Consider the following 26,200-nt stretch of genomic DNA (forward strand, 5'->3'; position numbering starts at 1 on the left):
TGTCCCTATTTCCGGTTCCACACGGCGGCAAAAAAGCCGTCGGTGGCGTGGCGATGAGGCCACAGGCGCAGGTAGCGGCGGCCGTCTTCCCCGCCCGCACAGAGGGCCTCGGCGCCCTCCACCTTGAGGCTCTGGAGCAATTCCGCTGCGTCCATGGGCTCGAAATCGGGGTTCGCGGCGGCAAAAGCCTCGGCGATGGCCTCGTTTTCCTCCGGCAGCACGCTGCAGGTGGCGTACACCAGCCGGCCGCCCGACTTCACGAGCCGGGCCGCGCTTTGCAGGATGGCGGTCTGCTTGGCCGTCAGCTCGGCCACCGACTTGGCCGATTGACGCCATTTGAGGTCAGGATTGCGGCGCAGCGTGCCGAGCCCCGAGCAAGGCGCGTCGACCAGCACGCGGTCGATCTTGCCGGCCAGGCGCTTGATCCGGTCGTCGCGCTCATGGGCGATCGCGGCCGGGTGCACGTTCGACAGCTTGCTGCGCGCCAGCCGCGGCTTGAGCGCGTCCAGGCGGTGGGCCGAGGTGTCGAAGGCGTAGAGCCGGCCCGTGTTGCGCATGGTCGCGCCGATGGCCAGGGTCTTGCCGCCCGCGCCGGCGCAGAAATCGACCACCATTTCGCCGCGCTTGGCGTCCAGCAACAGCGCCAGCAGTTGCGAGCCTTCGTCCTGCACCTCGATGGCGCCGCGGACGAACGCATCGAGCTTGGTCAGCGCAGGCTTGCCGTCGATGCGCAGGCCCCAGGGCGAGAACGGCGTCACTTCCGATTTGATAGCAGCCTTCGCAAGCTCCGCCTTCACTTCGGCCCGTTTGTCGGTGAACGCATTGACGCGCAGGTCGAGCGGCGCCGGCTGCTGCAGGCTCTCGACCATCGGCCAGAAGCCGTCGCCCAGCTGCGCCTTGAGCGGCGTGACCAGCCATTCGGGCAGGTTGTGGCGATGGCGTTCGAGCAGGTCGTCGGGCTTGACGGCGTCGCAGTTGTCGAGCCAGCGCTTCTCGGTGTCGTTGAGCGCGCTCTTCAGAAAGTCGCGCGGGCCGTGAAAGCCCAGGATCGCCATGCGGCGCTCCTTCGAACCGCTGCCCGAGGGCGACAGGTGATCGAACAGCAGCTTCTTGCGAAGCACGGTGTAGACGGTTTCGGCGAGCGTCGCGCGCTCGCGCGGGCCGAACTCGCGGTGGTCGCGGAAAAAGCGCGAAACGACCTGGTCGGCCGGGTGATCGAATTTCAGGACCAGGCCGACCAGATCGGCGGTGGCCTCCAACAGGGCTTTGGGATGCATAGCCCCGATTGTCTCAGCCGGCCGGCCTCGCGGCCGAAACGCCTCAGGCGCCGCGCACCCAGACGGTTCCGAAGGCCTGCCGCTCGATGTCTTCCAGCGTGGGCGAATGCCCCGCCCAGAGCACCAGTGCCGCCCCCGGCAGGGTCAGCGTCTGTTCGAGTTCGCGGCACAGGTGCCAGCGGTCCTCGTCATCGAGCCCCGGCACCTCGACAAACACGATGTACGCCCGCCGCCAGGCGAACTCGCGCAGGTTCTTGCGCACCACCCACAGCCGCGACACGGGCAGGCAGCGCGCGATGTCGGCGCGCAGCTCGCCCAGCTCGTGGTCGTTCAGGTCGTGCCGCGAAATCTGGCTGAAGAACGGCGTGTCGGTGATCTCTTCCCAGGCGCGCGCCTCGGCCTCCTCCGCCTCCTTGAGCCGCGCGCGCCACAGCTTGAGCCCCTGTTCGTCGTGCGGCCCGGCTTCGGGATCTTCGAGGGACGCGACGGCGTTCTTGGCCGCCCACCAGCGGCTGGCCACGCCCGACTGGTGCAACCGCTCGAGCACCACCAAGCGCTCGGCGCGCTCGCGCACGGGCAGCATCTGGGCCAGCCCGCGCAGGGCGCCCGGATGGTCCGGCGCGATCCGCAGCGCGCTTTCGTAGCGCGCACGCACCGGCGCCGCCGGGTCGAGCCGGCGTTCGGCATCGGCCCATTCGACCATCTCGTCGGGCGTGTTGCGCTCGCCGCGGGCCGCCAGCACGGCGATGCGCTCGCGGATGCGCGAGCGGTGCGCGTGGTGCTGCTTCCAGTCGGCGGCATGGGCGCGGCGCCAGGCGTTGTCGAAATGCGAAATCCACTTGTGCTTGTCGGCCAGCATGTCCAGCGCGGGCCGCTGCGACCAGGCCGGCAGCGCCGCCTTCTGGTTCAGCGCTTCCAGCCGGTCGCGCAGCACCGGGTGGGTGTCGTCCAGGTCGCTGACGCGGCGCATGGCCTCGCGCAGCGCCTGGCGTGCGAACTCCTCGCTCGGCGGCGTGCGGGCGCGCTGCCGCAGCGCGGCGAACGGGCCGGGCGGCAGCGGCTCGCGCTCGGCGCGCGCCCAGTGCCAGGGCCAGAACTCGCTGGCGTACCAGTTGCCCTTGATGGCCACTTCGGTGAGCGCGGCCGCGGCCACCGCGGTGCCGAGCAGCCGGCCCGAGATGCGGTCGGCCTCGTACTCGTCCTGGCGGGCCAACGCGAAGGTCTTGGCGGCAAAGCGCGGAAAGTACCAGCGGAAGAAAGCCTGCGACACCAGCGCCATCACGCCCTCGTCGCGCTGCAGGCTGGCATCGAGCCGCAGCCACGACAGCCGCGTACGGTAGATCCAGGCGCTGAGGCGGCCGTGGTTGCCGCGCAGGTGTCCGTATTCGTGGGCCAGCACCGACAGCAGGCGCTGCCGGTCCAGCATCATCAGCAGCGGCAGGCCGATGCTCAACGAGTTGAGCGCGCCGCCGAACAGGCCGAAGCGCGGCACCTGGCTGATGCTGGCGTTGAAGTTGTCGTCCAAGTAGACGCGGTGCACCGGCGGTCCCTTGATGCGCTCGCGGATGCGGTCCAGCGCCTCGAACAGCCCGGGCGCGTCGGCGCGCGTGAGCGGCTCGCCATCGGGCTCGTCGAAATGCACCCAGAGCGCGCGCAGGGTCGCCCAGAACAGGCCCAGCGCAAACACGAGCAGCCAGCCGCGGGTGAAGTTGAAACGCCCCTCGGCCACCGACACGACCACCCAGGCCACAATGCCCACCGCCAGCCCGAGGCAGGCCAGCACCCAGAGGTAGCCGAGCGCGGCGAACGCCGCGACGCCACGCCGGTAGCGCGCGCTGTCGTCCGCACTCGCGTGCTCGCTCAGGCGAACCAGGTGAACAAAATCCGCACGGTCCATCCGACTCCCGTCAAATACGTATCCGACAGTTGTTATTCGAAGAAAGAAGTGCCCCGTTGAACGACGAAGACCTCCCTCCCCTGATCGAAACGCCCCCCGGTCGCTACCGCCACTACAAAGGCGGCGAGTACGACGTGATCGGCACCGTCCGCCACAGCGAAACGCTGGAGCCGATGACGCTGTACCGCGCCCTCTACGGTGCCCGCGGCCTGTGGGTCCGGCCCGCCGCGATGTTCGAAGAAACCATCGAGATCGACGGCCGGCCGCAACGCCGCTTCACCCCGATCGACGCTCAGCCGCAGTGAACTTCCTTGACGCGGCCGCGCGCGTCGACGCTGATGTTGAGCCGTCCGGGGTTGAGTTCCATGGTGACCGCCTGGTTCGGCTTGAGCACCCGCGCCGTGCCGGCGCCGGCACGTGCGCGCGCGGCGGCTTCAAGCTGAGGCGTCACCTGCTGGCCCACGGCAAAGCGGGCGCCCTCGGCGTTGCACTGGAAGACGGGTTCGGCCGGCGCGGCGGGCGCGGGCGCAGCGGCGGCGCCCGGTGCGGGCGCTGGGGCCGGAGCGGCGCAGGCGGCCAGCAGGGCCGCGGTGGCCATCGTCAGCAGTAGCGATTGGGTTTTCAAAGTTCTGTGCTCCCGAAAACCCAGCAATATAAACAACTTTAAGCTTTGTGACTCAATGTATCCAAAAGCCATCCAGCGATGGCGCGCGGGTACAGCAGGTGCTCCTGGGACAGCACCCGGGCGGCCAGCGTGGCCGCCGTGTCGTCCGGCAGCACCGGCACCACGGCCTGCGCCAGGATCGGCCCGTGGTCGAGTTCGGCCGTGACCTGGTGCACCGTCACCCCCGCCACCTTGCAACCCGCCTCGATGGCGCGCTGGTGCGTGTGCAGCCCTGGAAAGGCCGGCAGCAGCGAGGGGTGGATGTTCACCAGCCGCCCCGCGTAGCGCGCCACGAAGCCGGGCGTCAGGATGCGCATGAAGCCCGCCAGCACGACCAGCGCCGGCGCATGGGCGTCGACCGCCTCGGCCAGCGCCGCGTCGAAGGCCTCGCGGCTGTCGAAGGCCTGGTGCGGCACCACGGCGGTCGCGATGCCGTGCGACCTGGCGAGCGCCAGCCCGCCGGCTTCCGTCTTGTTGCTGATGACGGCGGCAATGCGCGCGCCGAAGCGCTCGGCCCAGCGGTCGCGCTCGGCGGCGCGCACGATGGCCGCCATGTTCGAGCCGCCGCCGGAGATCAGGATCACGATGTTCTTCATGGGAGGCCGGGATTATCCGTGCCCCACCAACACCCCGATCAGCCTCCCGTCGACCCGCACGCTAGCGGGCTTGTCGCGACGCGGACACCGGATCGCAGCACGACCGTGCTAAAACTCGCAGTTCCGGAGACACCCCGCGTCTGCGGTGGACCGATCAACACAGCGAGGCACGCATGGATTTGAGCTTCACACCCGAAGAACAGAAGTTCCGCGAAGAAGTTCGCGCATGGGTCAAGGACAACCTCCCCCAGGAGATTTCGCACAAGGTGCACAACGCGCTCGAACTGACGCGCGACGATCTGCAAGGCTGGGCCAAGATCCTCGGCAAGAAGGGCTGGCTGGGCTACGGCTGGCCCAAGGAATTCGGCGGCCCCGGCTGGACCGCCGTGCAGCGCCACCTGTTCGAGGAAGAAACCGCCCTGGCCGGCGCGCCGCGCATCATCCCGTTCGGCCCCGTCATGGTGGCCCCGGTGATCATGGCCTTCGGCAACGCCGAGCAGCAAAAGCGCTTCCTGCCCGGCATCGCCAGCGGCGAAGTCTGGTGGAGCCAGGGCTACAGCGAACCCGGCTCGGGTTCCGACCTGGCCTCGGTCAAGACCAAGGCCGAGCGCAAGGGCGACAAGTACATCGTCAACGGCCAGAAGACCTGGACCACGCTCGGCCAGCACGGCGACTGGATGTTCAACCTCGTGCGCACCAGCAACGAAGGCAAGCCCCAGACCGGCATCAGCTTCCTGCTGCTGGACATGAAGTCGCCCGGCGTCACCGTGCGCCCGATCAAGCTGATCGACGGCGGCGTCGAGGTGAACGAGGTGTTCTTCGACAACGTCGAAGTGCCCGCCAAAAACCTGATCGGTGAAGAGAACAAGGGCTGGACCTACGCCAAGCACCTGCTCTCGCACGAGCGCACCAACATCGCCGACGTGAACCGTGCCAAGCGCGAACTCGAGCGCCTCAAGCGCATCGCCAAGAGCGAAGGCGTGTACGACGACCTGCGCTTCCGCGACGAGATCGCCAAGCTCGAAGTCGACATCGTCGCCCTCGAGATGATGGTGCTGCGCGTGCTCTCCGCCGCCACCTCGGGCAAGAACTCGCTGGACGTGGCCGGCCTGCTCAAGATCCGCGGCAGCGAGATCCAGCAGCGCTACGCCGAGCTGATGATGCTGGCCGGCGGCCCCTACTCGCTGCCGCTGATCCGCGAAGCCATGGAAGCCGGCTGGCAGGGCAACTTTCCCGGCGGCAACCCGGCGCTGGCACCGCTGGCATCGACCTTCTTCAACATGCGCAAGACCACGATCTACGGCGGCTCGAACGAAGTCCAGCGCAACATCGTGGCGCAAACCGTCCTGGGCTGAGGAGACACCAACATGGATTTCAATTTTTCGGAAGACCAGGACCAGCTGCGCGACGCTGTTCGCAAGTGGGTCGACAAGGGCTATGACTTCGAGCGCCGCCGCGGCATCGAGGCCAAGGGCGGTTTCTCGCGCGAAGCCTGGGACGAACTGGCCGAGCTCGGCCTGGGCGGCCTGTACATCAGCGAAGACGACGGCGGCCTGGGCATGGGCCCGGTGGCCGGCATGGTCGTGATGGAAGAACTGGGCCGCGGCATCGTGCTGGAGCCCTTCGCGCAGACGCTGATCGCCGGCGCCGTGCTCGGCGGCTACGCCGATGCGGCCACCAAGGAAAACTGGCTGCCGCGCATCGCCGGCGGCCAGGCCCTCGTGGTGCTGGCCTACCAGGAGCGCAAGGCGCGCTACCGCCTCGACGTGTGCGAGGCCACGGCCGTCAAGTCGGGCAACGGCTACTCGCTGACCGGCGCCAAGAGCGTGGTGCCCGTGGGCGACGAGGCCGATGCCTTCATCGTGCCCGCCAAGGTCGACGGCAAGATCGCCCTCTTCCTGGTCGAGCGCAGCGCCAGCGGCGTCGAAGCCCGCGGCTACGGCACGCAGGACGGCGGTCGCGCGGCCGAAGTGGTGTTCGACAAGGCCGACGCCACACTGGTCACGGCCGACGGCCTGGCCGCGCTCGAATACGCGGTCGATGTCGGCATTGCCGCCACCTGCGCCGAAGCGGTCGGCGTGCTCGACAAGACGCTCGACGTCACCATCGACTACATGAACCAGCGCAAGCAGTTCGGCGTGGTCATCTCCAGCTTCCAGGCGCTGCGCCACCGCGTCGCCGACATGAAGATGCAGCTGGAGCTGGCACGCTCGATGAGCTACTACGCGACGCTCAAGCTCAACGCCCCGGCCGACGAGCGCCGCCAGGCGCTGGCCCGCGCCAAGTACCAGCTGGGCACGTCGATGCGCTACGTGGCCGCGAACTCGGTGCAGCTGCACGGCGGCATCGGCGTGACCGACGAATACATCGGCAGCCATTACTTCCGCAAGCTCACGCAGCTCGAGCTCACCTTCGGCGACACGCTGCACCACCTGGGTGAAGTGTCGGCCCGCATGCAGGACACCGCCGGCGTCTTCGCCTGACGGCTGTTTGTCGATAGCATCCAACGCCCGCCCGCCTTGCGCCGGCGGGCGTTTTCACTTGCGGGCCCCCGCCCCCTGCCAGGAGAGAGACAGACATGCCTTCCCGCCGCACCCTGCTTGCCTTGGCCCTTGCCGGAAGCACCGCCGTCACCTGGCTGACCGGCTGCGCCACCTCCACACCCTCTTCCACCGAACGCCCGCCCATCGTCTTCATGCACGGCAACGGCGACTCGGCCGCGCTGTGGCAGACCACGATCTGGCGCTTCGAATCGAACGGCTGGCCGCGCGAGCGGCTCTTCGCCATCGACCAGCCCAATCCCCTGGCCCGTGACGACGACGCCGTGGCCCAGCCGGGGCGCAGCTCCGCCGCCGACTCGGCCGCGTTCCTGCGCGTCGAGGTCGAGAAGGTGCTGAAGGCCACGGGTGCGCCCAAGGTCGTGCTCATCGGCAATTCGCGCGGCGGCAACACCATCCGCAACTACGTGCAGAACGGTGGCGGCGCGGCCGTGGTGAGCCACGTGGTGCTGGGCGGTAACCCCGCGCACGGCATCTGGAAGGTGAAGGGCCTGCGCGAGAACAACGAGTTCTCGGGGCTCTCGGCCTTCATGCAGCAACTCAATGCGCCCAAGGGCCCGAACGGCGACGAGGTCACACCCGGCGTGCAGTGGCTCACGCTGCGCTCGGACACCAACGACAAGTACGCCCAGCCCGACGGCCTGTGGATCGGCGCGCCGGGCCAGCCGACGAATATCGGCTTCGACGGGCCGGCACTCAAGGGCGCCACCAACCTCGTGCTGCCGCGCGTGGACCACCGCGAGACCTCGTTTTCGCCCTCTGCCTTCGCGGCAACCTGGCGCTTCCTGACCGGCCAGGCGCCGGCCAGCACGGCGGTGGCGCCGGAGTCGAAGGTCGTGCTCGACGGCCGCGCGACCGGCGCGGACAACCTGGCACTGGCCGGCGCACGCGTCACGGTCTTTGCGGTCGACCCGGCCTCGGGTGCGCGGCGCGGCGAGGCGGCGCACCAGCAGACGGTCGGCGCCGACGGTCGCTGGGGCCCGTTCAGCGCGCAGCCCACGGCGCGCTACGAGTTCGTCCTCGACGCGCCCGGCCAGGGCACCACGCACATCTACCGCAGCCCGTTCGTGCGCAGCAGCGGCGTCGTCAACCTGCGGACCGAGCGCCTGGCGCCGGCCGAGAGCGGCGCGGGTGCGGTGGTCGTCTTCACGCGCCCGCGCGGCTACTTCGATGCGCAGCGCGACACGATGAACTTCGACAGCCAGAGCCCGCCCCCCGGCGTGCCGGCCCAGGGCGCGGGGCAGTCGAGCTCGCGGCTGCGCATCGCGGCCGGCGCGCCGCAGCGCACGGTCAGCGCCGAGTTCAACGGCGAGCGCCTCACCGGCCAGAGCTGGCCCGCCGCGCAAGGGCACACGACGGTGCTCGAGCTGACGTACTGAACGGCCATGGACGACACGACCCCCTTCGTCCTGACGGCGCGCGACGCGCGCGGCGTGGTCACGCTCACGCTGAACCGCCCCGCCGCCTTCAACGCGCTCTCCGAAAGCATGCTCGGCGCGCTCGAAGAGGCGTTTGGCGCCATCGCCGCCGATGACACGGTGCGCGCCGTCGTCATCGCCGCGGCGGGCAAGGCCTTCTGCGCAGGCCACGACCTGAAGGAGATGCGCGCCGAGCCGTCGCTCGGCTACTACCAGCAGCTGTTCGACCGGTGCGGCGCGATGATGCTGTCGATCCAGCGGCTGCCCGTGCCGGTGATCGCGCGTGTCCACGGCATTGCGACGGCGGCCGGCTGCCAGCTGGTGGCGGTCTGCGACCTCGCGGTGGCTGCCAGCGACGCGCGCTTTGCCGTCAGCGGCGTCAACGTGGGCCTCTTCTGCGCCACGCCCGGCGTCACGCTGTCGCGCAACCTGGGTCGCAAGGAAGCCTTCGAGATGCTGGTGACGGGCGAATTCATCAGCGCCGAAGAAGCGCGCGAGAAGGGCCTGGTCAACCGGGTCGCACCGCCCGAGGCGCTCGATGCCACGGTCGAGGCGCTGGTCGCCAGCATCGTCGCCAAGCCCCGCACGGCGCTCGCGCTGGGCAAGGCGCTGTTCTATCGCCAGCTCGAGACCGGCATCGAGGCCGCGCTGGCCGACGCCAGCCGGACCATGGCCTGCAACATGATGGACGAGAGCGCGCTGGAAGGCGTGCAGGCCTTCATCGAGAAACGGCCACCGGCCTGGAAGGGCTGAATCAAAAAAGAGGCTCAACGCCTCTTTTTTTCAGATGTCGTGCAACCGGGACGACTGCGGCAGGTGCGCCATCAAGAACTCCATCTGGTCCGCCAGGATGCGGCGGTTGCGCAGGATGAAGTCTTCCCACAGGCTCGGCACATAGGGCGCGTACAGCAGCGGCATGTTCGCCTGCTCGGGCGTGCGGCTGCTCTTGCGGTGGTTGCAGGGCTTGCAGGCCGTGACCACGTTCATCCACGTGTCGATGCCGCGCTGCGCGAACGGAATGATGTGTTCGCGCGTGAGTTCGTCTTCGTGGAAATGGCCACCGCAGTAGGCGCAGATGTTGCGGTCGCGCGAGAACAGCTTGCTGTTGGTCAGGCCCGGGCGCTGCGCGAAGGGATTGATGCGCGGCACGCCCTTGGTGCCGATGATGCTGTTGATCGCGATCTGCGACTGCTCGCCCGTGATCGCGTTGTGGCCGCCACGGAACACGGCCACCTGCGCGCCCACTTCCCAGCGGACTTCGTCCGCCGCGTAGTGGATCACCGCCTGTTCCAGCGATATCCATGACTGGGGCAGCCCTTGGGCCGACAGCTTCAAGACCTTCACACACGCCTCCTCGACACGAGAAAAACACGCAGAGACCAGAGACTCGGGGTGCATCGGCGACTCACGCCAACCCACGCACTGCGTCACAATATACCGGCTTTGTGACAAATCGGCCTGATTTGCCCATTCGACGGGCATCAGGCGCTATCAAAAAGATACTCTCCCATGCAGGTTTTCCGCGGCTTCCGACACCCGGGCGTAGCTCCGGCCTGCGCCCTCACGATCGGCAATTTCGACGGCGTCCACCGCGGCCACCAGGCCATGCTGGCGCTGTTGCAGACCGAGGCCCGCCATCGCGGGCTGCCCAGCTGCGTGCTGACCTTCGAGCCGCACCCGCGCGACTATTTCGCCGCCGTCACCAAGAAGCCCGACCTGGCCCCGGCGCGCATCGGCACGCTGCGCGACAAGCTGACCGAGCTGGCATCCTGCGGCGTCGACCAGACCATCGTGCTGCCCTTCGACGGCCGGCTGGCGTCCCAGTCGCCCGAGGCGTTCATCCAGAACGTGCTGATCGATGGCCTGGGTGCGCGTTACGTGCTGGTGGGCGACGATTTCCGCTTCGGCGCCAAGCGCGCCGGCGACTACGCCATGCTCGATGCGGCCGGTGAAACCCACGGTTTCGACGTCGCGCGCATGAACAGCTACGAGGTGCACGGCCTGCGGGTGTCCAGCTCGGCCGTGCGCGAAGCGCTGGCCGAAGGCCGCATGGCCGACGCCCACACCCTGCTGGGGCGCCCGTACACGATCTCGGGCCACGTGGTCCACGGCCGCAAGCTGGGCCGGGCGCTGGGCGCGTCGTCGCCAGGCAAGGACGACGGGTTTCGCACCCTCAACCTGCGCTTCAAGCACTGGAAACCGGCCGCCAGCGGCATCTTCGCGGTGCTGGTGCACGGCCTGGCCGACCAGCCGTTGCCGGGTGTCGCGAACCTCGGCGTGCGGCCCTCGCTGGACGCCAACGACGTCAACGCGGGGCGCGTGCTGCTCGAGACGCATTGCCTGGAGTGGCCCTCGCATCTGGGGGCCGAAGGGGCCTACGGTAAAATCGTGCGCGTGGAACTCCTGCACAAACTGCACGACGAATTGCGCTACACCAGCCTCGAAGCCCTCACTGCGGGCATCGCGAAGGATGGCCGCGACGCACGCGCGTTCTTCGCATCGACCCACGCCGAGACCCACCGCCAGACCACGCGCGACCGAATTTAGCCCTGCACGCCCCGTGCTGCCGCCCTTCGACAAGCTCAGGGCGAACGGCTATATCTTCCGCACCGACCGCTCAATGCAGTTCGGGCTGAGCCTGTCGAAGCCCCTCTGTTTCGCCGCACCCAACATGTCTGACGCTGCTTCCCCCAAAGATTACCGTTCCACGCTGAACCTGCCCGACACCCCCTTCCCGATGCGCGGCGACCTGCCCAAGCGCGAACCGGGCTGGGTGAAGGAATGGAACGACGAAGGCCGCTACCACCGTCTGCGCGACGCCCGCCACGGCGCGCCCAAGTTCATCCTGCACGACGGCCCGCCGTACGCCAACGGCCAGATCCACATGGGTCACGCGGTGAACAAGATCCTCAAGGACATGATCACCAAGGCGCGCCAGCTCGAAGGCTTCGACGCGCTGTACGTGCCCGGCTGGGACTGCCACGGCCTGCCGATCGAGAACGCCATCGAAAAGCAGTTCGGCCGCAACCTGAGCCGCGACGAGATGCAGGCCAAGAGCCGCGCCTACGCCACCGAGCAGATCGCCCAGCAGATGGTCGACTTCCAGCGCCTGGGCGTGCTGGGCGAATGGGACCACCCCTACAAGACGATGGACTTCGCCAATGAAGCCGGCGAGCTGCGCGCGTTCAAGCGCGTGATCGAGCGCGGCTTCGTGTACCGGGGCCTGAAGCCCGTGTACTGGTGCTTCGACTGCGGCTCGTCGCTGGCCGAATTCGAGATCGAATACGCCGACAAGAAGAGCCAGACCATCGACGTGGCCTTCAAGGCGCACGAGCGCGAGAAGGTGCTCAAGGCCTTCGGCACCGACCACACGATCCTGGGCGACATCTTCGCGGTGATCTGGACCACCACCGCGTGGACGATCCCCGCCAACCAGGCGATCAACCTCAACCCGGAGCTCGAGTACTCACTGATCGACACCGAGCGCGGCCTGCTGATCCTGGCCAACTCGCTGGTCGAGATGTGCATGACGCGCTACGCGCTCGACGGCAAGGTGCTGGCCACGGTCAAGGGCGAGGCGCTCGGCGGGCTCGAGTTCGAGCACCCGCTGTACGACGTGGATGCGGGCTACAAACGCCTGTCGCCCATCTACCTGGCCGACTACGCCACCGCCACCGACGGCACCGGCCTCGTGCACTCCTCGCCTGCCTACGGCGTGGACGACTTCAACTCCTGCATCGCCCACGGCGTGGCGTACGACGACATCCTGAACCCGGTGCAGGGCAACGGCAGCTACGCGCCCGACTTCCCGCTGTTCGGCGGCCAGAACATCTGGAAGGCCGTGCCGGTGATCATCGCCGCGCTGCGCGACGCCAACCGCCTGCTGACCACCGAGACCATCACCCACAGCTACCCGCACTGCTGGCGCCACAAGACGCCGGTGATCTACCGCGCGGCCGCGCAGTGGTTCGTGCGCATGGACGAGGGCGAAGGCGTGTTCACCAAGGACAAGGCGCCCAAGACGCTGCGCCAGACCGCGCTCGACGCCATCGAGCAGACCAGCTTCTACCCCGAGAACGGCAAGGCCCGCCTGCACGACATGATCGCCGGCCGGCCCGACTGGTGCATCAGCCGCCAGCGCAGCTGGGGCGTGCCGATCCCGTTCTTCCTGCACAAGGATTCGGGCGAGCTGCACCCGCGCACCATGGAGATCCTCGACCAGGCCGCCGACATCGTCGAGAAGGGCGGCATCGAGGCCTGGAGCCGCGTCACCGTCGAAGACATCCTGGGCGCCGAAGACGCACCGAGCTACACCAAGAGCACCGACATCCTCGAGGTGTGGTTCGACTCGGGCTCGACCTTCTCGCACGTGCTGCGCGGCACGCACCCCAACGTGCACCACGAGACCGGCCCCGAAGCCGACCTGTACCTCGAAGGCCACGACCAGCACCGCGGCTGGTTCCACTCGTCGCTGCTGATCGCCTGCATGCTGGAAGACCGCGCACCGTACAAGGGCCTGCTCACGCACGGCTTCACGGTGGATGCCAAGGGCATCAAGATGAGCAAGTCGCTCAAGAACGGCATCGACCCGCAGGAAATCAGCAACAAGCTGGGCTCGGAAATCATCCGCCTGTGGGTGGCCGCGAGCGACTACTCGGGCGACATCGCGGGCGACGACAAGATCCTCGCGCGCGTCGTCGACGCCTACCGCCGCATCCGCAACACGCTGCGCTTTTTGCTCGCGAACACCAGCGACTTCGACATCGCGAAAGATGCCGTGCCGCTCGACCAGCTGTTCGAGATCGACCGCTACGCCATGTCGCGCGCGGCGCAGTTCCAGGCCGAGATCCTCGCGCACTACCAGGTGTACGAGTTCCATCCGGTGGTGGCCAAGCTGCAGATCTACTGCTCGGAAGACCTGGGCGGCTTCTACCTCGACATCCTGAAGGACCGCCTGTACACGACGGCCCCGGGCTCGCTCGCGCGCCGCAGTGCGCAGACGGCGCTCTGGCACATCTCGCAAGCCATGCTGCGCTGGATGGCACCGTTCCTGAGCTTCACGGCCGAAGAGGCCTGGAAGATCGTGGGCACCGGCAAGGCCGGCGAGTCGATCTTCACGCAGACCTACAGCCAGTTCGCCGCACCCGACGAGGCGCTGCTCGCCAAGTGGGGCCGCATCCGCGAGATCCGCGACGGCGTCAACAAGGACATCGAGGCGGTGCGCGCCGAGGGCAAGGTCGGCTCGTCGCTGCAGGCCAACCTGCAGCTGAACGCACCGGCCGACGACCTCGCGCTGCTGGGCTCGCTGGGCGACGACCTGAAGTTCGTGTTCATCGCCTCGGCCGTGGCGCTGGCGGCGGGCGACACGCTGTCGACCGTGGTCACGCCGAGCACCGCACAGAAGTGCGAACGCTGCTGGCACTACCGCGAGGACGTGGGCCACGACCCGGCGCACCCGACCATCTGCGGCCGCTGCACGAGCAACCTGTTCGGCGCGGGCGAATCGCGCAGCGTGGCCTGATGGCGACCGCACGTTCTGCCTCGTCGGCCTCGCGTTCGCGCGGGGCCAGCATCTGGCCGTGGCTCGGGCTGGCGACGATCATCGTGATCATCGACCAGTTCACCAAGACGCTGATCCTGGGCTACTACAAGCTCGGCGATGCGACCTACGTGACGAGCTTCTTCAACGTCGTGCGCGCGCACAACACGGGCGCCGCCTTCTCGTTCCTGGCCGACCATTCGGGCTGGCAGCGCTGGTTCTTCACGGCGATCGGCGTGGCGGCGGCGATCTTCATCGTCTGGATGCTGAGGTCGCACGCGGGCCAGAAGCTCTTCTCGTTCGCGATGGCCTGCATCCTGGGCGGCGCCATCGGCAACGTGGTCGACCGCATGATGCACGGCTACGTGGTCGACTTCCTGAGCTTCCACTGGGGCAACTGGTACTTCCCGGCGTTCAACGCGGCGGACAGCGCCATCACGCTCGGGGCCATCTGCCTGATCGTCGACGAGATCCGGCGAGTCCGACGCGGCAAGTAAGCCAGTTCTCGACCAAAGGGGCCCACGGGCCCCTTTTTCTTTGGGCCGCGTGCTGCGCCCGCGGCCCCGGGGTTCTCCCCACTTCCCTGCCCTGTCATCGCGAAGTCATACTGCGCCGGTCCAATGTAATCGATTACATGAACCGCACCACGGACCCCGCACGATGAGCATCCAAGCAGTAGCCGCCCAGGCCGGGGTCTCCGTGGCCACGGTCTCGCGCGCCTTCAATTTCCCCGACAAGGTGACGCCGGCCACGCGCGAACTGGTCGAGCGCGTGGCGCGCGAACTCAACTACCTGCCCAACGCCAGCGCCCGCACCTTGCGCACCCAGCGCAGCCGCACGCTCGGCGTGGTGCTGCCCACGCTGCTGAACCCGACCTTTGCCGAATGCCTGCAGGGCATCGCGCGCGCGGCCGTCGCGGGCGGCTACGCGATCCTGCCGGTCACCACGGGCTACCGGCTCGACGAGGAAGAGCGCGCCGTCCAGCTGCTGCTGGCGGGCAACGTCGACGGGCTGATCCTCGTGGTGTCGAACCCGTCCACCTCGGCCGCGCTGCAGCGCCTGCAGGCCGCCGGCGTGCCCTACGTGCTGGCCTACAACCGGCACGCCGACCACCCCTGCGTGTCGGTCGACAGCGAAGGCGCGGTGGCCGATGCGGTCACGCGGCTCGTGCTGCTGGGCCACCGCCGCATCGCGATGGTCAGCGGCACGCTGGCCGCGTCGGACCGAGCGCAGCAGCGCTACCGCGGCTACCAGCGCGGCATGGCCGAAGCAGGCCTTGCCGCGCCACCGCTGGTCGAAGTGCCCTTCGTCGAGACCGCCGTCGATGCGCTGTGCGCCGAGCTGCGCCCGCACAAGCGCCCCACCGCGCTGGTCTGCTCGAACGACCTGCTCGCCATCCGCAGCATCCGCGCCGCGCATTTGAGCGGCCTCGCGGTGCCCGACGACCTCAGCGTGGTCGGCTTCGACGGCATTGCGCTCGGCGAAGACCTCACGCCCGCGCTCACCACCATCGCGCAGCCCAACAGCGACATCGGCCGCCACAGCGTCGAGCTGCTGGCGCAGGCGATCGCCGGCGGCCGCGCGCTGCAGGCCGACGCGAGCCTGCTGCTGCCCCATGCCTTCCGAGACGGCGAGTCGTGCGCGAATGCGCGCGAAGACAACGACGCCGCACTGTCCTGACCTCACCACCCCTCCCAGGAGTTTTTCCATGTCCCTGCGCTTTCACCGCCTCGCCCGCCTCGGCGTGCTGGCCGCCGCCCTCGTCGCCGCCGGCGGCGCCATGGCCCAGACCGCCATTTGCTACAACTGCCCGACCGAATGGGCCGACTGGGGCACCCAGCTCAAGGCCATCAAGGCCAGGACGGGCATCACCGTGCCGGCCGACAACAAGAACTCGGGCCAGTCGCTCGCACAGCTGGTCGCCGAAAAGGCCAGCCCCGTGGCCGACGTCACCTACCTCGGCGTGACCTTCGCCGTGCAGGCCGCGAAAGACGGCGTGGTCGAGCCCTACAAGCCGGCCGCCTGGAAAGACATCCCCGACGGCCTGAAGGACCCGGCCGGCAACTGGTTCACCATCCACTCGGGCACGCTCGGCTTCATGGTCAACGTCGATGCGCTCAAGGGCAAGCCGGTGCCCAAGTCGTGGGCCGACCTGCTCAAGCCCGAATACAAGGGCCTCATCGGCTATCTCGACCCCGCCTCGGCCTTCGTGGGCTACGTGGGCGCCGTGGCCGTGAACCAGGCGCGCGGCGGCACGCTCGACAACTTCAAGCCGGCCATCGACTACTTCAAGGCGCTGCAGAAGAACGAGCCCATCGTGCCCAAGCAGACCTCGTACGCGCGCGTGCTGTCGGGCGAGATCGCGATCCTGCTCGACTACGACTTCAACGCCTACCGCGCCAAGTACAAGGACAAGGCCAACGTCGCCTTCGTCATTCCCAGCGAAGGCACGCTGGCCGTGCCCTACGTGATGAGCCTGGTCGCCAAGGCGCCGCACGCGGCCGATGCCAAGAAGGTGCTCGACTTCACGCTGTCCGACGAAGGCCAGGCGATCTGGGCCAAGGCCTACCTGCGCCCGGTGCGCGCCAGTGCCATGCCCAAGGAGATCGAGGCGCAGTTCCTGCCCGCGAGCGACTACGCGCGTGCCAAGACCGTCGACTACGCCCGCATGGCCGACGCGCAACGTGGCTTCTCCGACCAGTACCTGAAGGAAGTGCGCTGACCCGGCGCCGCGCGCGATGACACGCACCACCTCCTCCAACGCCTGGAACCCGCGCTGGCGATTGCTGGCCTGCGTCGCGCCGGCGGCCGTCTTCTTCGCGGCCTTCTGGCTGCTGCCGGTGGTGCGCCTGCTCGCGCTGCCGGCCGACAAGGGCGCCGCCACCTACTTCGCGGTGCTGACCGATGCGCGCTACCTGCACAGCATGGCCAACACCGTCGCGCTGTCGGTGGCGGTGACGCTGGCCACGCTGGTGCTGGGCGCGGCGGTGGGCATCTACCTCGCGCGCCATGCCTTCCCGGGCAAGCGCATGCTGCTGTCGCTGCTCACGCTGCCGCTGTCGTTCCCGGGCGTGATCATCGGCTTCTTCGTGATCCTGCTCGGCGGGCGCCAGGGCGTGGTGGCCGACCTGAGCGACGCGCTGGTCGGCGAACGCATCACCTTCGCCTACGGCCTGCTCGGGCTCTTCCTGGCGTACCTGTATTTCTCGCTGCCGCGCGCCATTGCCACCTACGCCGCGGCGGCCGAGTCGATGAACACGCAGCTCGAAGAGGCGGCGCGTTCGCTCGGCGCCTCAAAGCTGCGCGTGGCGCGCGACGTGTGGATGCCCGAGCTGGCGCCCACCACGCTGGCCTGCGGCGCCATCCTGTTCGCCACCTCGATGGGCGCCTTCGGCACGGCCTTCACACTGGCCAGCAAGTTCGAGGTGATCCCCATCACCATCTACAACGAGTTCACCAACTACGCCAACTTCGCGCTCGCCGCGTCGCTGTCGATCTCGCTGGGTGTCGTGACCTGGCTGGTGCTCTTCGTGGCGCGCCGCTTCGGCGCCAACCCGGTCGCCCGATGATGAAGACCCCTTCGCAACCCCGCGCCCCTTTCCTGCTCGCCATCACGGTGATCGTGAGCCTCTTCATGATCGCGCCGATGCTGCTGTCGGTGATGGCCGGCCTCGTCAACAACTACAGCACCGGCCTGAAGAGCGGCCTCACGCTGCGCTGGCTGGGCGAGGTGTGGGAGAACTACGGCGGCACCGTCGGCTGGTCGCTCGCGCTGGCCGTGGCCTGCGTCGTGTGCACCGTGCTGATCGGCGTGCCCTGCGCCTACACGCTGGCGCGCAGCCGCTCGCGCGCGGCGCGCATCTTCGAGGAACTGCTGACCTTGCCGGTCGCGGTGCCGGGCCTGGCGACGGCGCTCGCGCTCATCCTCGCCTACGGCCAGCTCACGGCCTTCCGCCAGAGCTTCGCCTTCATCCTCGTGGGCCACATCGTCTTCACGCTGCCGTTCATGGTGCGCACCGTGAGCTCGGCCTTCCAGCGCGACGACCTGCTCGCGCTCGAAGAGGCCGCGCGCTCGCTGGGCGCGAACTTCCGCCAGCGCTTCATGGGCATCCTCGTGCCGGCCGTGTTCCCGGCCATCGTCGCCGGCAGCCTGATGGTGTTCACGCTGTCGGTGGGCGAATTCAACCTCACCTGGATGCTGCACACGCCGCTCACGCGCACGCTGCCCGTGGGCCTGGCCGACAGCTACGCCTCGATGCGCATCGAGATCGGATCGGCCTACACGCTGGTCTTTTTCGCCGTCATTCTTCCGGTGCTGTGGGGCCTGCAGTACCTTGCCAACCTGATGCAGAAACGCCATGGAACTTGAACGCATCCCCGTCGACATCTCGAACTGCGCGAAGACCTATGCCGACGGCACGCGCGGCCTGCAGCCCACCAACCTCAAGGTGGAAGCTGGCGAAGTGCTCGCGCTGCTCGGCCCCTCGGGTTGCGGCAAGACCACGCTGCTGCGGCTCATCGCCGGACTGGAAGCGCCCGACGACGGCAGCCGCATCGTCTTCGGCGACCAGGACGTCACGCAGCGCCCGGTCGAGCACCGCGGCGTGGGCATGGTGTTCCAGAGCTACGCGCTCTTTCCGCAGATGACGGTGGCGGCCAACATCGGCTACGGCCTGCGCATCCGCGGCGTGTCGCCCGATGAAGAGAAACGTGCCGTGGGCGAGCTGGTCGACCTCGTGCGACTGGGCGGCCTGGAGAACAAGCGCCCCGCCGAACTCTCGGGCGGCCAGCGCCAGCGCGTGGCCCTGGCGCGCGCCGTGGCCGTGCGCCCGCGCGTGCTGCTGCTCGACGAGCCGCTGGCCGCGCTCGACGCCAAGCTCAAGGAATCGCTGCGCGACGAACTGGCCGAGCTGCTGCGCCGCCTGCACATCACGGCCATCCACGTCACGCACGACCAGCAGGAGGCGCTGGCCATCGCCGACCGGCTCGCGGTGATGCGCGCCGGGCGCATCGTGCAGGTCGGGCGCGGCGAAGACCTGTACCGCGCGCCCGCGCACCCCTTCGTGGCCGAGTTCCTGGGCCGGGTCAACCGGCTGGAGCGCGCGCCCGACGCCATCGCACAGGGCGTTGTCCGACTCGGAGGGTCGTCGCTGCCCTGCCCCGCGCCCTGGCAGCAGCATGCGACGCTGCTGGTGCGGCCCGAAGACATCGAGGTCGGCGCGCCCCCGCCCGGCGAGGCGCCCGACTGGGGCCGCGCCACGGTCGAACGCCGCACCTTCCTCGGCGACCGCGTGCAGTTGCACCTGCGCCTGCAGGACCAGCCCGTGCTGGTGGCCGACGTGGGGCGCGACAACCCCTTCGGACCGGGCGACGCGGTGGGCCTGCGCATCCCGGCCGACCGCCTGATGACCTCGCAGGAAACCCGCGCATGACCACGACAACGAACCCCAACACCTTCCTGGTCCAGCTGACCGACCTGCACATCCGCGAGCCCGGCCGGCTGGCCTATGGCCGCATCGACACGGCGCCGTACCTCGCACGCGCCGTGCAGTCGGTGCTCGCGTTGCGCCAGCCGCCCGACGCGGTGGTGATCACCGGCGACCTGACCGACTTCGGCCGCGCCGCCGAGTACGACCACCTGGCCGCCCTGCTCGCGCCGCTGACGATGCCCGTCTACCTGCTGCCCGGCAACCACGACGACCGCGACCAGCTGCGCCGCAGCTTTCCGGGCCACGCCTACCTGGGCACGGGCGCCGACACGCACGGCTTCGTGCAGTACTCGGTGCGCGTGGGCGCGCTGCGGCTGCTCACGCTCGACACCTGCGTGCCCGGCGCCAGCCACGGCACGCTGTGCGACAAGCGCCTGGCCTGGCTCGAAACCCAGCTCGACGCCTGCCGCCACGAGCCCGTGGTGGTCGCCATGCACCACCCGCCCTTCGAGACGCTGATCGGCCACATGGACGAGATCGGCCTGCTCGAAGGCGCCGACGCGCTCGAAGCCCTGCTGCGCCGCTACACGAACGTCGAGCGCGTGATCTGCGGCCACCTGCACCGCGCCATCGACGTGCGCTTCGGCGGCACCATCGCCTCGACCTCGCCGGCGCAGGCGCACCAGGTCTGCCTCGACCTGGCGCCCGACGCCGCCTCGGCCTGGACGCTGGAGCCGCCCGCCTTCCGCGTGCACGCCTGGTCCGCGGCCGGGCGCCGGCTCGTCACCCACCTGGCGGCCTCTGGCAGCTTCGAAGGGCCTTATCCTTTCCACGACAACGGAGCCCTGATCGACTGAAGCGTCTACTTGTGGAAAATGGGGCTGAAACGAATCAAAACGAAAACAAGAGAAAGGTCAGACCCCGCCCTCCATGAAGCACCTTTTGAATCTGCTTGCGGCCGTCGCCCTGCTGGTGTGGGGCACGCACCTCGTGCGCACCGGCGTGCTGCGCGTCTTCGGCGCCAACCTGCGCAAGATCCTCGTGCAGAGCATGCGCAACCGCTTCACGGCCGCGCTCTCGGGCATCGGCGTCACGGCGCTCGTGCAGTCGAGCACGGCCACCTCGCTCATGACCTCCTCCTTCGTGGGGCAGGGCCTGGTCACGCTGCCGGCGGCGCTGGCGGTGATGCGGGGCGCCGACGTGGGCACGGCGCTGATCTCGGTGCTGTTCTCGGCGGACCTCTCGTGGCTCTCGCCGATGTTCATCTTCGTGGGGGTGGTGCTGTTCATCACGCGCTCGGCCACCGTGGCGGGGCGCGTGGGGCGGGTGCTGATCGGGCTGGGGCTGATGCTGCTGGCGCTGCAGCTGGTGGTGGCGGCCACCGAACCGCTGTTCTCGTCACCGGCCGTGCGGGCGCTGCTGGTGTCCATCACCAGCGATGTGCTGCTGGAGATCACGCTCGGTGCCGCACTCGCCATCGTGGCGTACTCGAGCCTGGCGGTGGTGCTGCTGGTGGCGGCCATGGCGAGCTCGAACGTGGTGCCGCTCGACGTGGCGCTGGGCCTGGTGCTCGGCGCCAACCTGGGCAGCGGCCTGCTGGCGGTGCTGACCACCGCGCGCTCGGCCGTGTCGGTGCGGCAGGTGACGGTGGGCAACCTGCTGTTCAAGGCGCTGGGCGTGGCACTGGTCACGCCGTTCGTGGGGCTGTGGGTGCGCTACGTGCAGCCCCAGCTGCCGAACCAGACGCACGGCGTGGTGCTGTTCCACCTGGCGTTCAACATCGTGATCAGCGTCGGCTTCATCGGCCTCACGCAATGGGTCGCCAAGCTGGTGACGCGCATGTTGCCCGTGCCGCCGCAGCCCGTGGGCACGAGCCGGCCGCACCACCTCGATCCTTCGGCGCTGTCGACGCCTTCGCTCGCCATTTCGAACGCGGCGCGCGAGGCGCTGCACCAGGCCGACATCGTGGAGACGATGCTGATCGGCACGCTCGATGTGATCCGCAACAACGACCTGCGGCTGGCGCAGGAGCTGCGGCAGCTGGACGACACGGTGGACGAGCTGTACTCGGCGATCAAGTACTACATGACGCGCATTTCGCGCGAGGCGCTGGGCGAAGAGGAAAGCCGGCGCTGGACGGACATCATCAGCTTCACGATCAACATGGAGCAGATCGGGGACATCATCGAGCGGGTGATCATTGATATCGAGGACAAGAAGATCAAGCCGCAGCGCAACTTTTCAGCTGCGGGGATGGCGGAGATTGTGGAGCTGCATGAGCGGTTGATTGCGAATCTGCGGTTGAGTATGAGCGTGTTCTTGAATGGCAATGTTCGCGACGCGCAGAAGCTGCTGGAAGAAAAAGCACGGTTCCGCGATCTGGAGCGGGCCTATGCAACAACCCATCTGGATCGGTTGTCGGATCGGACTACTTTGAGCATCGAGACGAGTTCGCTGCACATCGATCTGATCAGTGATTTGAAGCGGATCAATTCGCATATCTGTTCGATTGCTTATCCGATTCTTGAATCTGCCGGGGCCTTGGCGCCGAGCCGGCTTCGTGAATCTCGGCTCGGGAAAATCGAAGGCTGATCGTTTTGTTTCCCGAGGCCGGGTCTCGCCCCGGCGGGCGACTCACTTTCTTTTGCTTCGCCAAAAGAAAGTAAGCAAAGAAAAGGCGACCCTGCTGTCTGCGTCCCTCCGCTTCGCTGCGGGCAACCTGCGGTGCTCACGTTTCGCGGGGTCTCGCCCAAACTCGCTTCGCTCAAACAAGGGCGAGCCCTGATCCGCGAAACGCTGCGCTCCTCGGCGCATACAGAAGGGATGGGGAACCTCACAGGCCTTTGCTTCGCTCGGCCTGGGAACACCGCAAGGCTCTGCCTCGTTTACCAGAAGTCTCCTAAAAGGCCGGCAATGCTCGGGGCTTCGAAGGAGTTCGACATGACCATTGTTCTGCCGCAAAGCGCGGTCGCCGCGTCGCTCGGGGTGCAGCAGCTCGCCACGGCGTTCAGTCCGGCGTTTTCGCACCTGCGCATTCTTCGCAACCTCATCATCCCGATGCCCTCCGGTTGCGCGGTGCCCACAGCGCGCATCGATGCGGTGATCGTGTGCGAGACGGGGGTGTACCTGTTCGAGATCAAGGCGTGGCGCAACGCGTTCGTCTACCGCAAGAAGTCCGACGAAGCGCCGCCGCGCTGGTTCCTGCGGTTGCATGGCTGCACGCGGGCGCGCGAGGTGAAAGACCCGGCCTGGCAGGGCGGGCGCAAGACGACGCAGCTGCGCAGCCTGCTGCCCGACGACCTGCGGCTGCAGTACTTCGTGCTGCTGCCGTGCGAAGGCGTGGAGCTGGAGGGCGTGATGCCGGCTGCGGTGATCACGCAGCAGGACCTGCCGTACATCGCGCGCCTGGTGCGCAACAACGGGCGCACGGCGCGCACGTACCCGCTGCTGGACGCGCAGGCGGTCGATCGCACGGTGCAGCGGCTGCTGGAGATCCAGGGCGATCTGTCGCTGGAGACGCATGCGCAGAACTGCCGCGAACGCTTCGAACGGCCTGCGGTGGCGTGGCCGGCGGTGAACGCGATGGGGTTGCAGTAACGACTGCTCACCAACCGGCCCTGCGCGCGGGAGGGCGTCCCACATTCCTCCGACATTGGTGAAGACCATGCGGTGATGACGATTCCTCCCAAGTCTCTCGCAGCCCTTGCTGCGTTGTGCCTCGCGATGGCGGCCTGCCCGGCGCAGGCCGCCGACCCGTTCACCGTGCAAGACATCCACCTCGAAGGCCTGCAGCGCGTCGAAGCGGGCACGGTGTTCGCAACCCTTGGCCTGAAGGCCGGCGACATGTACAGCGACGACCGCGGCAGCGCGGCCATTCGCGCGCTGTTCGACCTCGGGCTGTTCAAGGACGTGCGCATCGACGTGAACGGCCGGGTGCTCGTCGTCATCGTCGAAGAGCGCCCCACCGTGGCCGATGTCGACTTCGCGGGCACCAAGGAGTTCGACAAGGCGGCGCTGCAGAAGGCGCTGCGCGACATCGGACTGGCCGAAGGCCGGACGTACGACAAGGCGCTGGCCGACCGCGGGGAGCAGGAGCTCAAGCGCCAGTACATCGGCCGCAGCCTCTACAACGCGCAGGTGGTCACCACCGTGACGCCGCTGGAGCGCAACCGCGTCAACCTGACGTTCAGCGTGACGGAGGGCGAACCGGCGCGCATCACGCGGGTGCGCGTGGTGGGCCAGCAGGCTTTCGACGAGCGCACGCTGCTCGACCTGTTCGACCAGGACAGCGGCGGCTGGCTGGCCTGGTACACGAAGTCGAACCAGTACGCGCGCGCCAAGTTCGACGCCGACCTGGAAACGCTGCGCGCGTTCTACCTGACGCGCGGGTACCTCGAGTTCCGCATCGAGTCGACGCAGGTCGCGATCTCGCCCGACCGGCAGACGCTGGAGCTCACGGTGAACATCAGCGAGGGCGAGAAGTTCGCGGTGGCGGGCGTGAAGCTGGCGGGCAACTACCTGGGGCGCGAGGACGAGTTCAAGTCGCTCGTCACCGTGCGCTCCGGCGCGTCCTACAACGGCGAGGACGTGGCGGCCACCACCAAGGCCTTCGCCGACCACTTCGGCACCTTCGGCTACGCCTTCGCGCGCGTGAAAGCCGAGCCCGAGATCGACCGCGCCCGGCGCCGCGTCGTGATGGTACTGAACGCCGAGCCCGGGCGGCGCGCCTATGTGCGGCGGCTGAACATCGGCGGCAATGCGCGCACGCGCGACGAGGTGATCCGGCGCGAGTTCCGCCAGTACGAAGGCGCCTGGTACGACGGCACGAAGATCAAGCTCTCGCGCGACCGCGTCGACCGGCTGGGCTTCTTCACCGAGGTGAACGTCGAGACCGCCGAAGTGCCAAGCAGCAACGACCAGGTCGACCTGAACGTCACCGTGGCCGAGAAGCCCACGGGCTCGCTGCAACTCGGCGCGGGCTACTCGTCGACCGACAAGATCTCGCTGAGCTTCGGCATCACGCAGGAGAACGTGTTCGGCTCGGGCAACTACCTGGGGCTGCAGGTCAACACCAGCTCGTACAACCGCTCGGTGTCGCTCACGGCCACCGACCCGTACTTCACGAAGGACGGCATCTCGCGCACCTTCAACCTCTTTCACACCACCACGCGGCCCTACTACGAAGCCGACGGCAACTACAAGCTCGCGAGCGACGGCGGCTCGGTGCGCTTCGGGCTGCCGGTGAACGAGCTGGACACGGTGTACCTGGGCATCGGCGTGGAGCGTTATTCGTTCACGCCGGGCACCAACGGCTCGTACACGCTGGTCAACGGCTCGTATGTCTACACGGCCACGCCGCAGGCCTACCTCGACTACTTCCAGTGCACCGGCACCGCGCCGAGCGTGGTGTGCGCGGGCAGGAACGTGGTGGGCATCCCGGCCACCGTGGGCTGGTCGCGCGACGACCGCGACAGCGCGCTGGTGCCCACGCGCGGGCGCCTGCAAAGCGCCAACCTCGAACTGGGCGTGGGCAGCGAACTGCGCTACCTGAAGACCAACTACCAGTACCAGCAGTACGTGCCGCTGTCCAAGCAGTACACGCTGGCCTTCAACGGCCAACTGGGCTATGCAAAGGCGCTGGGCGGCAGCAGCTTCCCGATCTTCAAGAACTTCTATGCGGGCGGGCTGGGCTCGATCCGCGGCTTCGAGCAGAACTCGCTGGGCCCGACCGACGCGGTCACCGGCGGTTCGCTGGGCGGCACGCGCAAGGCGATCTTCAACATGGAGCTGACCACGCCCTTCCCCGGCGCGGGCAATGACAAATCGCTGCGCCTGTACACCTTCTTCGATGCGGGCAACGTGTTCGCCGAACGCACGGCCAGCATGACCGACGCGCAGTGGAAGGCCCAGAACCGCCTGCGCGCGTCGGCCGGCCTGGGCATCAGCTGGATCTCGCCGCTGGGCCCGTTGCGCCTGGCGTATGCGGTGCCGATCGTCTACCAGAAGGAGGACACGGCCAACGGCATCGCGGCCGACCGCACGCAGCGCTTCCAGTTCCAGATCGGCACGTCCTTCTGAACCGGACCGCACGCGCCATGAGCCGCATCCTGCTGGTGGAAGACGGACGCGAGATCGCGTCGCTGTTGCTGGGCCCGCTGCGGCGCGCGGGCCACGAGGTCGAGCAGCTGGGCGACGGCGCCGCCGCGCTCGAGCGCATCCTGCACGCACCGCCGGCGCTCACGCTGCTCGACGTGGTGCTGCCGCGCATCGACGGGCTGCAGGTGATCGCGCAGGTGCGCGCGCGCAGCGACCACCCGATCATCGTGCTGACGGCGCGCGCGCACGAGGCCGACCGGCTGCGCGGCTTCGACCTGGGCGCCGACGACTATGTCTGCAAGCCCTTCTCGCCGCGCGAGGTGGTGGCGCGCGTGCATACGGTGCTGCGCCGGCGCGCGCCGCCCGACCTGAGCGTGGGCATGGCCTCGCCGGCGGTGGCCTTCGACAGCGCGATGGGCCATGCCTGGCTGGAGGGGCGGTTCCTGGCGCTCACGCGCCGCGAGCTGCTGTTGCTGCGCGCGCTGTCGCGCGAACCGGGGCGCGTGTTCACGCGCGCCAGGCTGCTCGAAGCGGCCTTTCCCGAGGCGCTGGACGTGAACGAGCGCGCGGTCGACGGGCACATCAAGAACCTGCGGCGCAAGCTCGCGGCCGTGTCGCCCTCCCACGGCTGGATCCGTTCGGTCTACGGCGTGGGGTTCAGCTTCGCGCAGCGGCTGGGCTGAGGGCCGGCCCGGCCTTGCACGGGCCGTGGCCGCGCGATGTGCG

General features: G+C 68.4%; 23 protein-coding genes. 18 read left to right on the top strand and 5 right to left on the bottom strand.

Annotated features, from left to right (window positions below):
• Positions 1 to 5 precede the first annotated feature (5 nt).
• Positions 6 to 1,277: an RsmB/NOP family class I SAM-dependent RNA methyltransferase gene (locus AC07OH_RS20345; RefSeq protein ID WP_492681734.1), complete on the bottom strand. Its 1,272-nt coding sequence runs from the start codon at positions 1,275 to 1,277 to the stop codon at positions 6 to 8.
• 43 nt (positions 1,278 to 1,320) lie between these two features.
• Positions 1,321 to 3,174, bottom strand: coding sequence for a M48 family metalloprotease (locus tag AC07OH_RS20350; RefSeq protein ID WP_495301908.1), 1,854 nt, complete (start codon positions 3,172 to 3,174; stop codon positions 1,321 to 1,323).
• A gap of 56 nt (positions 3,175 to 3,230) precedes the next feature.
• Here AC07OH_RS20350 and AC07OH_RS20355 point away from each other — a divergent pair, with 56 nt between their 5' ends.
• Positions 3,231 to 3,479, top strand: coding sequence for a DUF1653 domain-containing protein (locus AC07OH_RS20355; RefSeq protein ID WP_062483076.1), 249 nt, complete (start codon positions 3,231 to 3,233; stop codon positions 3,477 to 3,479).
• Here the strand turns inward: AC07OH_RS20355 and AC07OH_RS20360 are convergent.
• Positions 3,467 to 3,772 (bottom strand): I78 family peptidase inhibitor, encoded by a 306-nt coding sequence (locus AC07OH_RS20360; RefSeq protein WP_495301909.1) that lies wholly within the window; start codon positions 3,770 to 3,772, stop codon positions 3,467 to 3,469. The genes AC07OH_RS20355 and AC07OH_RS20360 overlap by 13 nt on opposite strands.
• Positions 3,773 to 3,837: 65 nt before the next feature.
• Complete coding sequence (gene purN / locus AC07OH_RS20365; RefSeq protein ID WP_495301910.1) at positions 3,838 to 4,434, bottom strand: phosphoribosylglycinamide formyltransferase; 597 nt, start codon at positions 4,432 to 4,434, stop codon at positions 3,838 to 3,840.
• Positions 4,435 to 4,607: 173 nt separating this feature from the next.
• On the opposite strand from purN, the gene AC07OH_RS20370 reads away from it, so the two are divergent.
• The 4 genes from AC07OH_RS20370 (at position 4,608) to AC07OH_RS20385 (ending at position 9,163) form a co-directional block, all read left to right on the top strand.
• Complete coding sequence (locus AC07OH_RS20370; RefSeq protein ID WP_495301911.1) at positions 4,608 to 5,789, top strand: acyl-CoA dehydrogenase family protein; 1,182 nt, start codon at positions 4,608 to 4,610, stop codon at positions 5,787 to 5,789.
• A gap of 12 nt (positions 5,790 to 5,801) precedes the next feature.
• The gene (locus AC07OH_RS20375) at positions 5,802 to 6,917 is read left to right on the top strand and encodes an acyl-CoA dehydrogenase family protein (protein ID WP_062482928.1); all 1,116 of its coding nucleotides are present in this window, start codon (positions 5,802 to 5,804) and stop codon (positions 6,915 to 6,917) included.
• A 95-nt stretch (positions 6,918 to 7,012) separates the two neighbouring features.
• Positions 7,013 to 8,371 (top strand): alpha/beta fold hydrolase, encoded by a 1,359-nt coding sequence (locus AC07OH_RS20380; RefSeq protein ID WP_495301912.1) that lies wholly within the window; start codon positions 7,013 to 7,015, stop codon positions 8,369 to 8,371.
• A gap of 6 nt (positions 8,372 to 8,377) precedes the next feature.
• Positions 8,378 to 9,163 (top strand): enoyl-CoA hydratase, encoded by a 786-nt coding sequence (locus tag AC07OH_RS20385; RefSeq protein WP_495301913.1) that lies wholly within the window; start codon positions 8,378 to 8,380, stop codon positions 9,161 to 9,163.
• Positions 9,164 to 9,193: 30 nt separating this feature from the next.
• Here AC07OH_RS20385 and AC07OH_RS20390 read toward each other — a convergent pair whose 3' ends face one another.
• Positions 9,194 to 9,754 carry an HNH endonuclease gene (locus AC07OH_RS20390; RefSeq protein ID WP_062480919.1) on the bottom strand — a complete coding sequence of 187 codons (561 nt, stop codon included), beginning with the start codon at positions 9,752 to 9,754 and terminating at the stop codon, positions 9,194 to 9,196.
• A gap of 165 nt (positions 9,755 to 9,919) precedes the next feature.
• Here AC07OH_RS20390 and AC07OH_RS20395 point away from each other — a divergent pair, with 165 nt between their 5' ends.
• The 13 genes from AC07OH_RS20395 to AC07OH_RS20455 all read left to right on the top strand — a co-directional run bounded on the left by AC07OH_RS20395 (position 9,920) and on the right by AC07OH_RS20455 (position 26,157).
• On the top strand, positions 9,920 to 10,957 hold the full coding sequence (locus tag AC07OH_RS20395) for a bifunctional riboflavin kinase/FAD synthetase (protein WP_153282352.1): 1,038 nt from the start codon (positions 9,920 to 9,922) through the stop codon (positions 10,955 to 10,957).
• A 124-nt stretch (positions 10,958 to 11,081) separates the two neighbouring features.
• Positions 11,082 to 13,931: an isoleucine--tRNA ligase gene (ileS, locus tag AC07OH_RS20400; RefSeq protein WP_495301914.1), complete on the top strand. Its 2,850-nt coding sequence runs from the start codon at positions 11,082 to 11,084 to the stop codon at positions 13,929 to 13,931.
• The gene (gene lspA / locus AC07OH_RS20405; RefSeq protein ID WP_062480914.1) at positions 13,931 to 14,446 is read left to right on the top strand and encodes a signal peptidase II; all 516 of its coding nucleotides are present in this window, start codon (positions 13,931 to 13,933) and stop codon (positions 14,444 to 14,446) included. Before ileS ends, lspA begins: the two co-directional genes overlap by 1 nt.
• 163 nt (positions 14,447 to 14,609) lie before the next feature.
• On the top strand, positions 14,610 to 15,629 hold the full coding sequence (locus AC07OH_RS20410; protein ID WP_495301915.1) for a LacI family DNA-binding transcriptional regulator: 1,020 nt from the start codon (positions 14,610 to 14,612) through the stop codon (positions 15,627 to 15,629).
• Between the two features lie 28 nt (positions 15,630 to 15,657).
• Entirely contained in the window at positions 15,658 to 16,671 is a 1,014-nt protein-coding gene (locus AC07OH_RS20415; protein ID WP_495261117.1) for an ABC transporter substrate-binding protein, read from the top strand.
• Positions 16,672 to 16,687: 16 nt separating this feature from the next.
• Complete coding sequence (locus tag AC07OH_RS20420) at positions 16,688 to 17,518, top strand: ABC transporter permease (protein ID WP_159275532.1); 831 nt, start codon at positions 16,688 to 16,690, stop codon at positions 17,516 to 17,518.
• Complete coding sequence (locus AC07OH_RS20425) at positions 17,518 to 18,318, top strand: ABC transporter permease (RefSeq protein WP_159273407.1); 801 nt, start codon at positions 17,518 to 17,520, stop codon at positions 18,316 to 18,318. Before AC07OH_RS20420 ends, AC07OH_RS20425 begins: the two co-directional genes overlap by 1 nt.
• On the top strand, positions 18,308 to 19,381 hold the full coding sequence (locus AC07OH_RS20430; protein WP_495301916.1) for an ABC transporter ATP-binding protein: 1,074 nt from the start codon (positions 18,308 to 18,310) through the stop codon (positions 19,379 to 19,381). The genes AC07OH_RS20425 and AC07OH_RS20430 overlap by 11 nt, the downstream gene beginning before the upstream one ends.
• Entirely contained in the window at positions 19,378 to 20,235 is an 858-nt protein-coding gene (locus AC07OH_RS20435; RefSeq protein WP_495301917.1) for a phosphodiesterase, read from the top strand. Before AC07OH_RS20430 ends, AC07OH_RS20435 begins: the two co-directional genes overlap by 4 nt.
• A gap of 73 nt (positions 20,236 to 20,308) precedes the next feature.
• Positions 20,309 to 21,970: a Na/Pi cotransporter family protein gene (locus AC07OH_RS20440; protein ID WP_495301918.1), complete on the top strand. Its 1,662-nt coding sequence runs from the start codon at positions 20,309 to 20,311 to the stop codon at positions 21,968 to 21,970.
• A gap of 348 nt (positions 21,971 to 22,318) precedes the next feature.
• Positions 22,319 to 22,975 (top strand): nuclease-related domain-containing protein, encoded by a 657-nt coding sequence (locus AC07OH_RS20445; protein ID WP_495301919.1) that lies wholly within the window; start codon positions 22,319 to 22,321, stop codon positions 22,973 to 22,975.
• 75 nt (positions 22,976 to 23,050) lie between these two features.
• On the top strand, positions 23,051 to 25,456 hold the full coding sequence (bamA, locus tag AC07OH_RS20450; RefSeq protein WP_495301920.1) for an outer membrane protein assembly factor BamA: 2,406 nt from the start codon (positions 23,051 to 23,053) through the stop codon (positions 25,454 to 25,456).
• A 17-nt stretch (positions 25,457 to 25,473) separates the two neighbouring features.
• The gene (locus AC07OH_RS20455; RefSeq protein ID WP_495301921.1) at positions 25,474 to 26,157 is read left to right on the top strand and encodes a response regulator; all 684 of its coding nucleotides are present in this window, start codon (positions 25,474 to 25,476) and stop codon (positions 26,155 to 26,157) included.
• Positions 26,158 to 26,200 lie beyond the last annotated feature (43 nt).

It is taken from the genome of Variovorax sp. GW821-FHT10C12 (assembly GCF_059415405.1).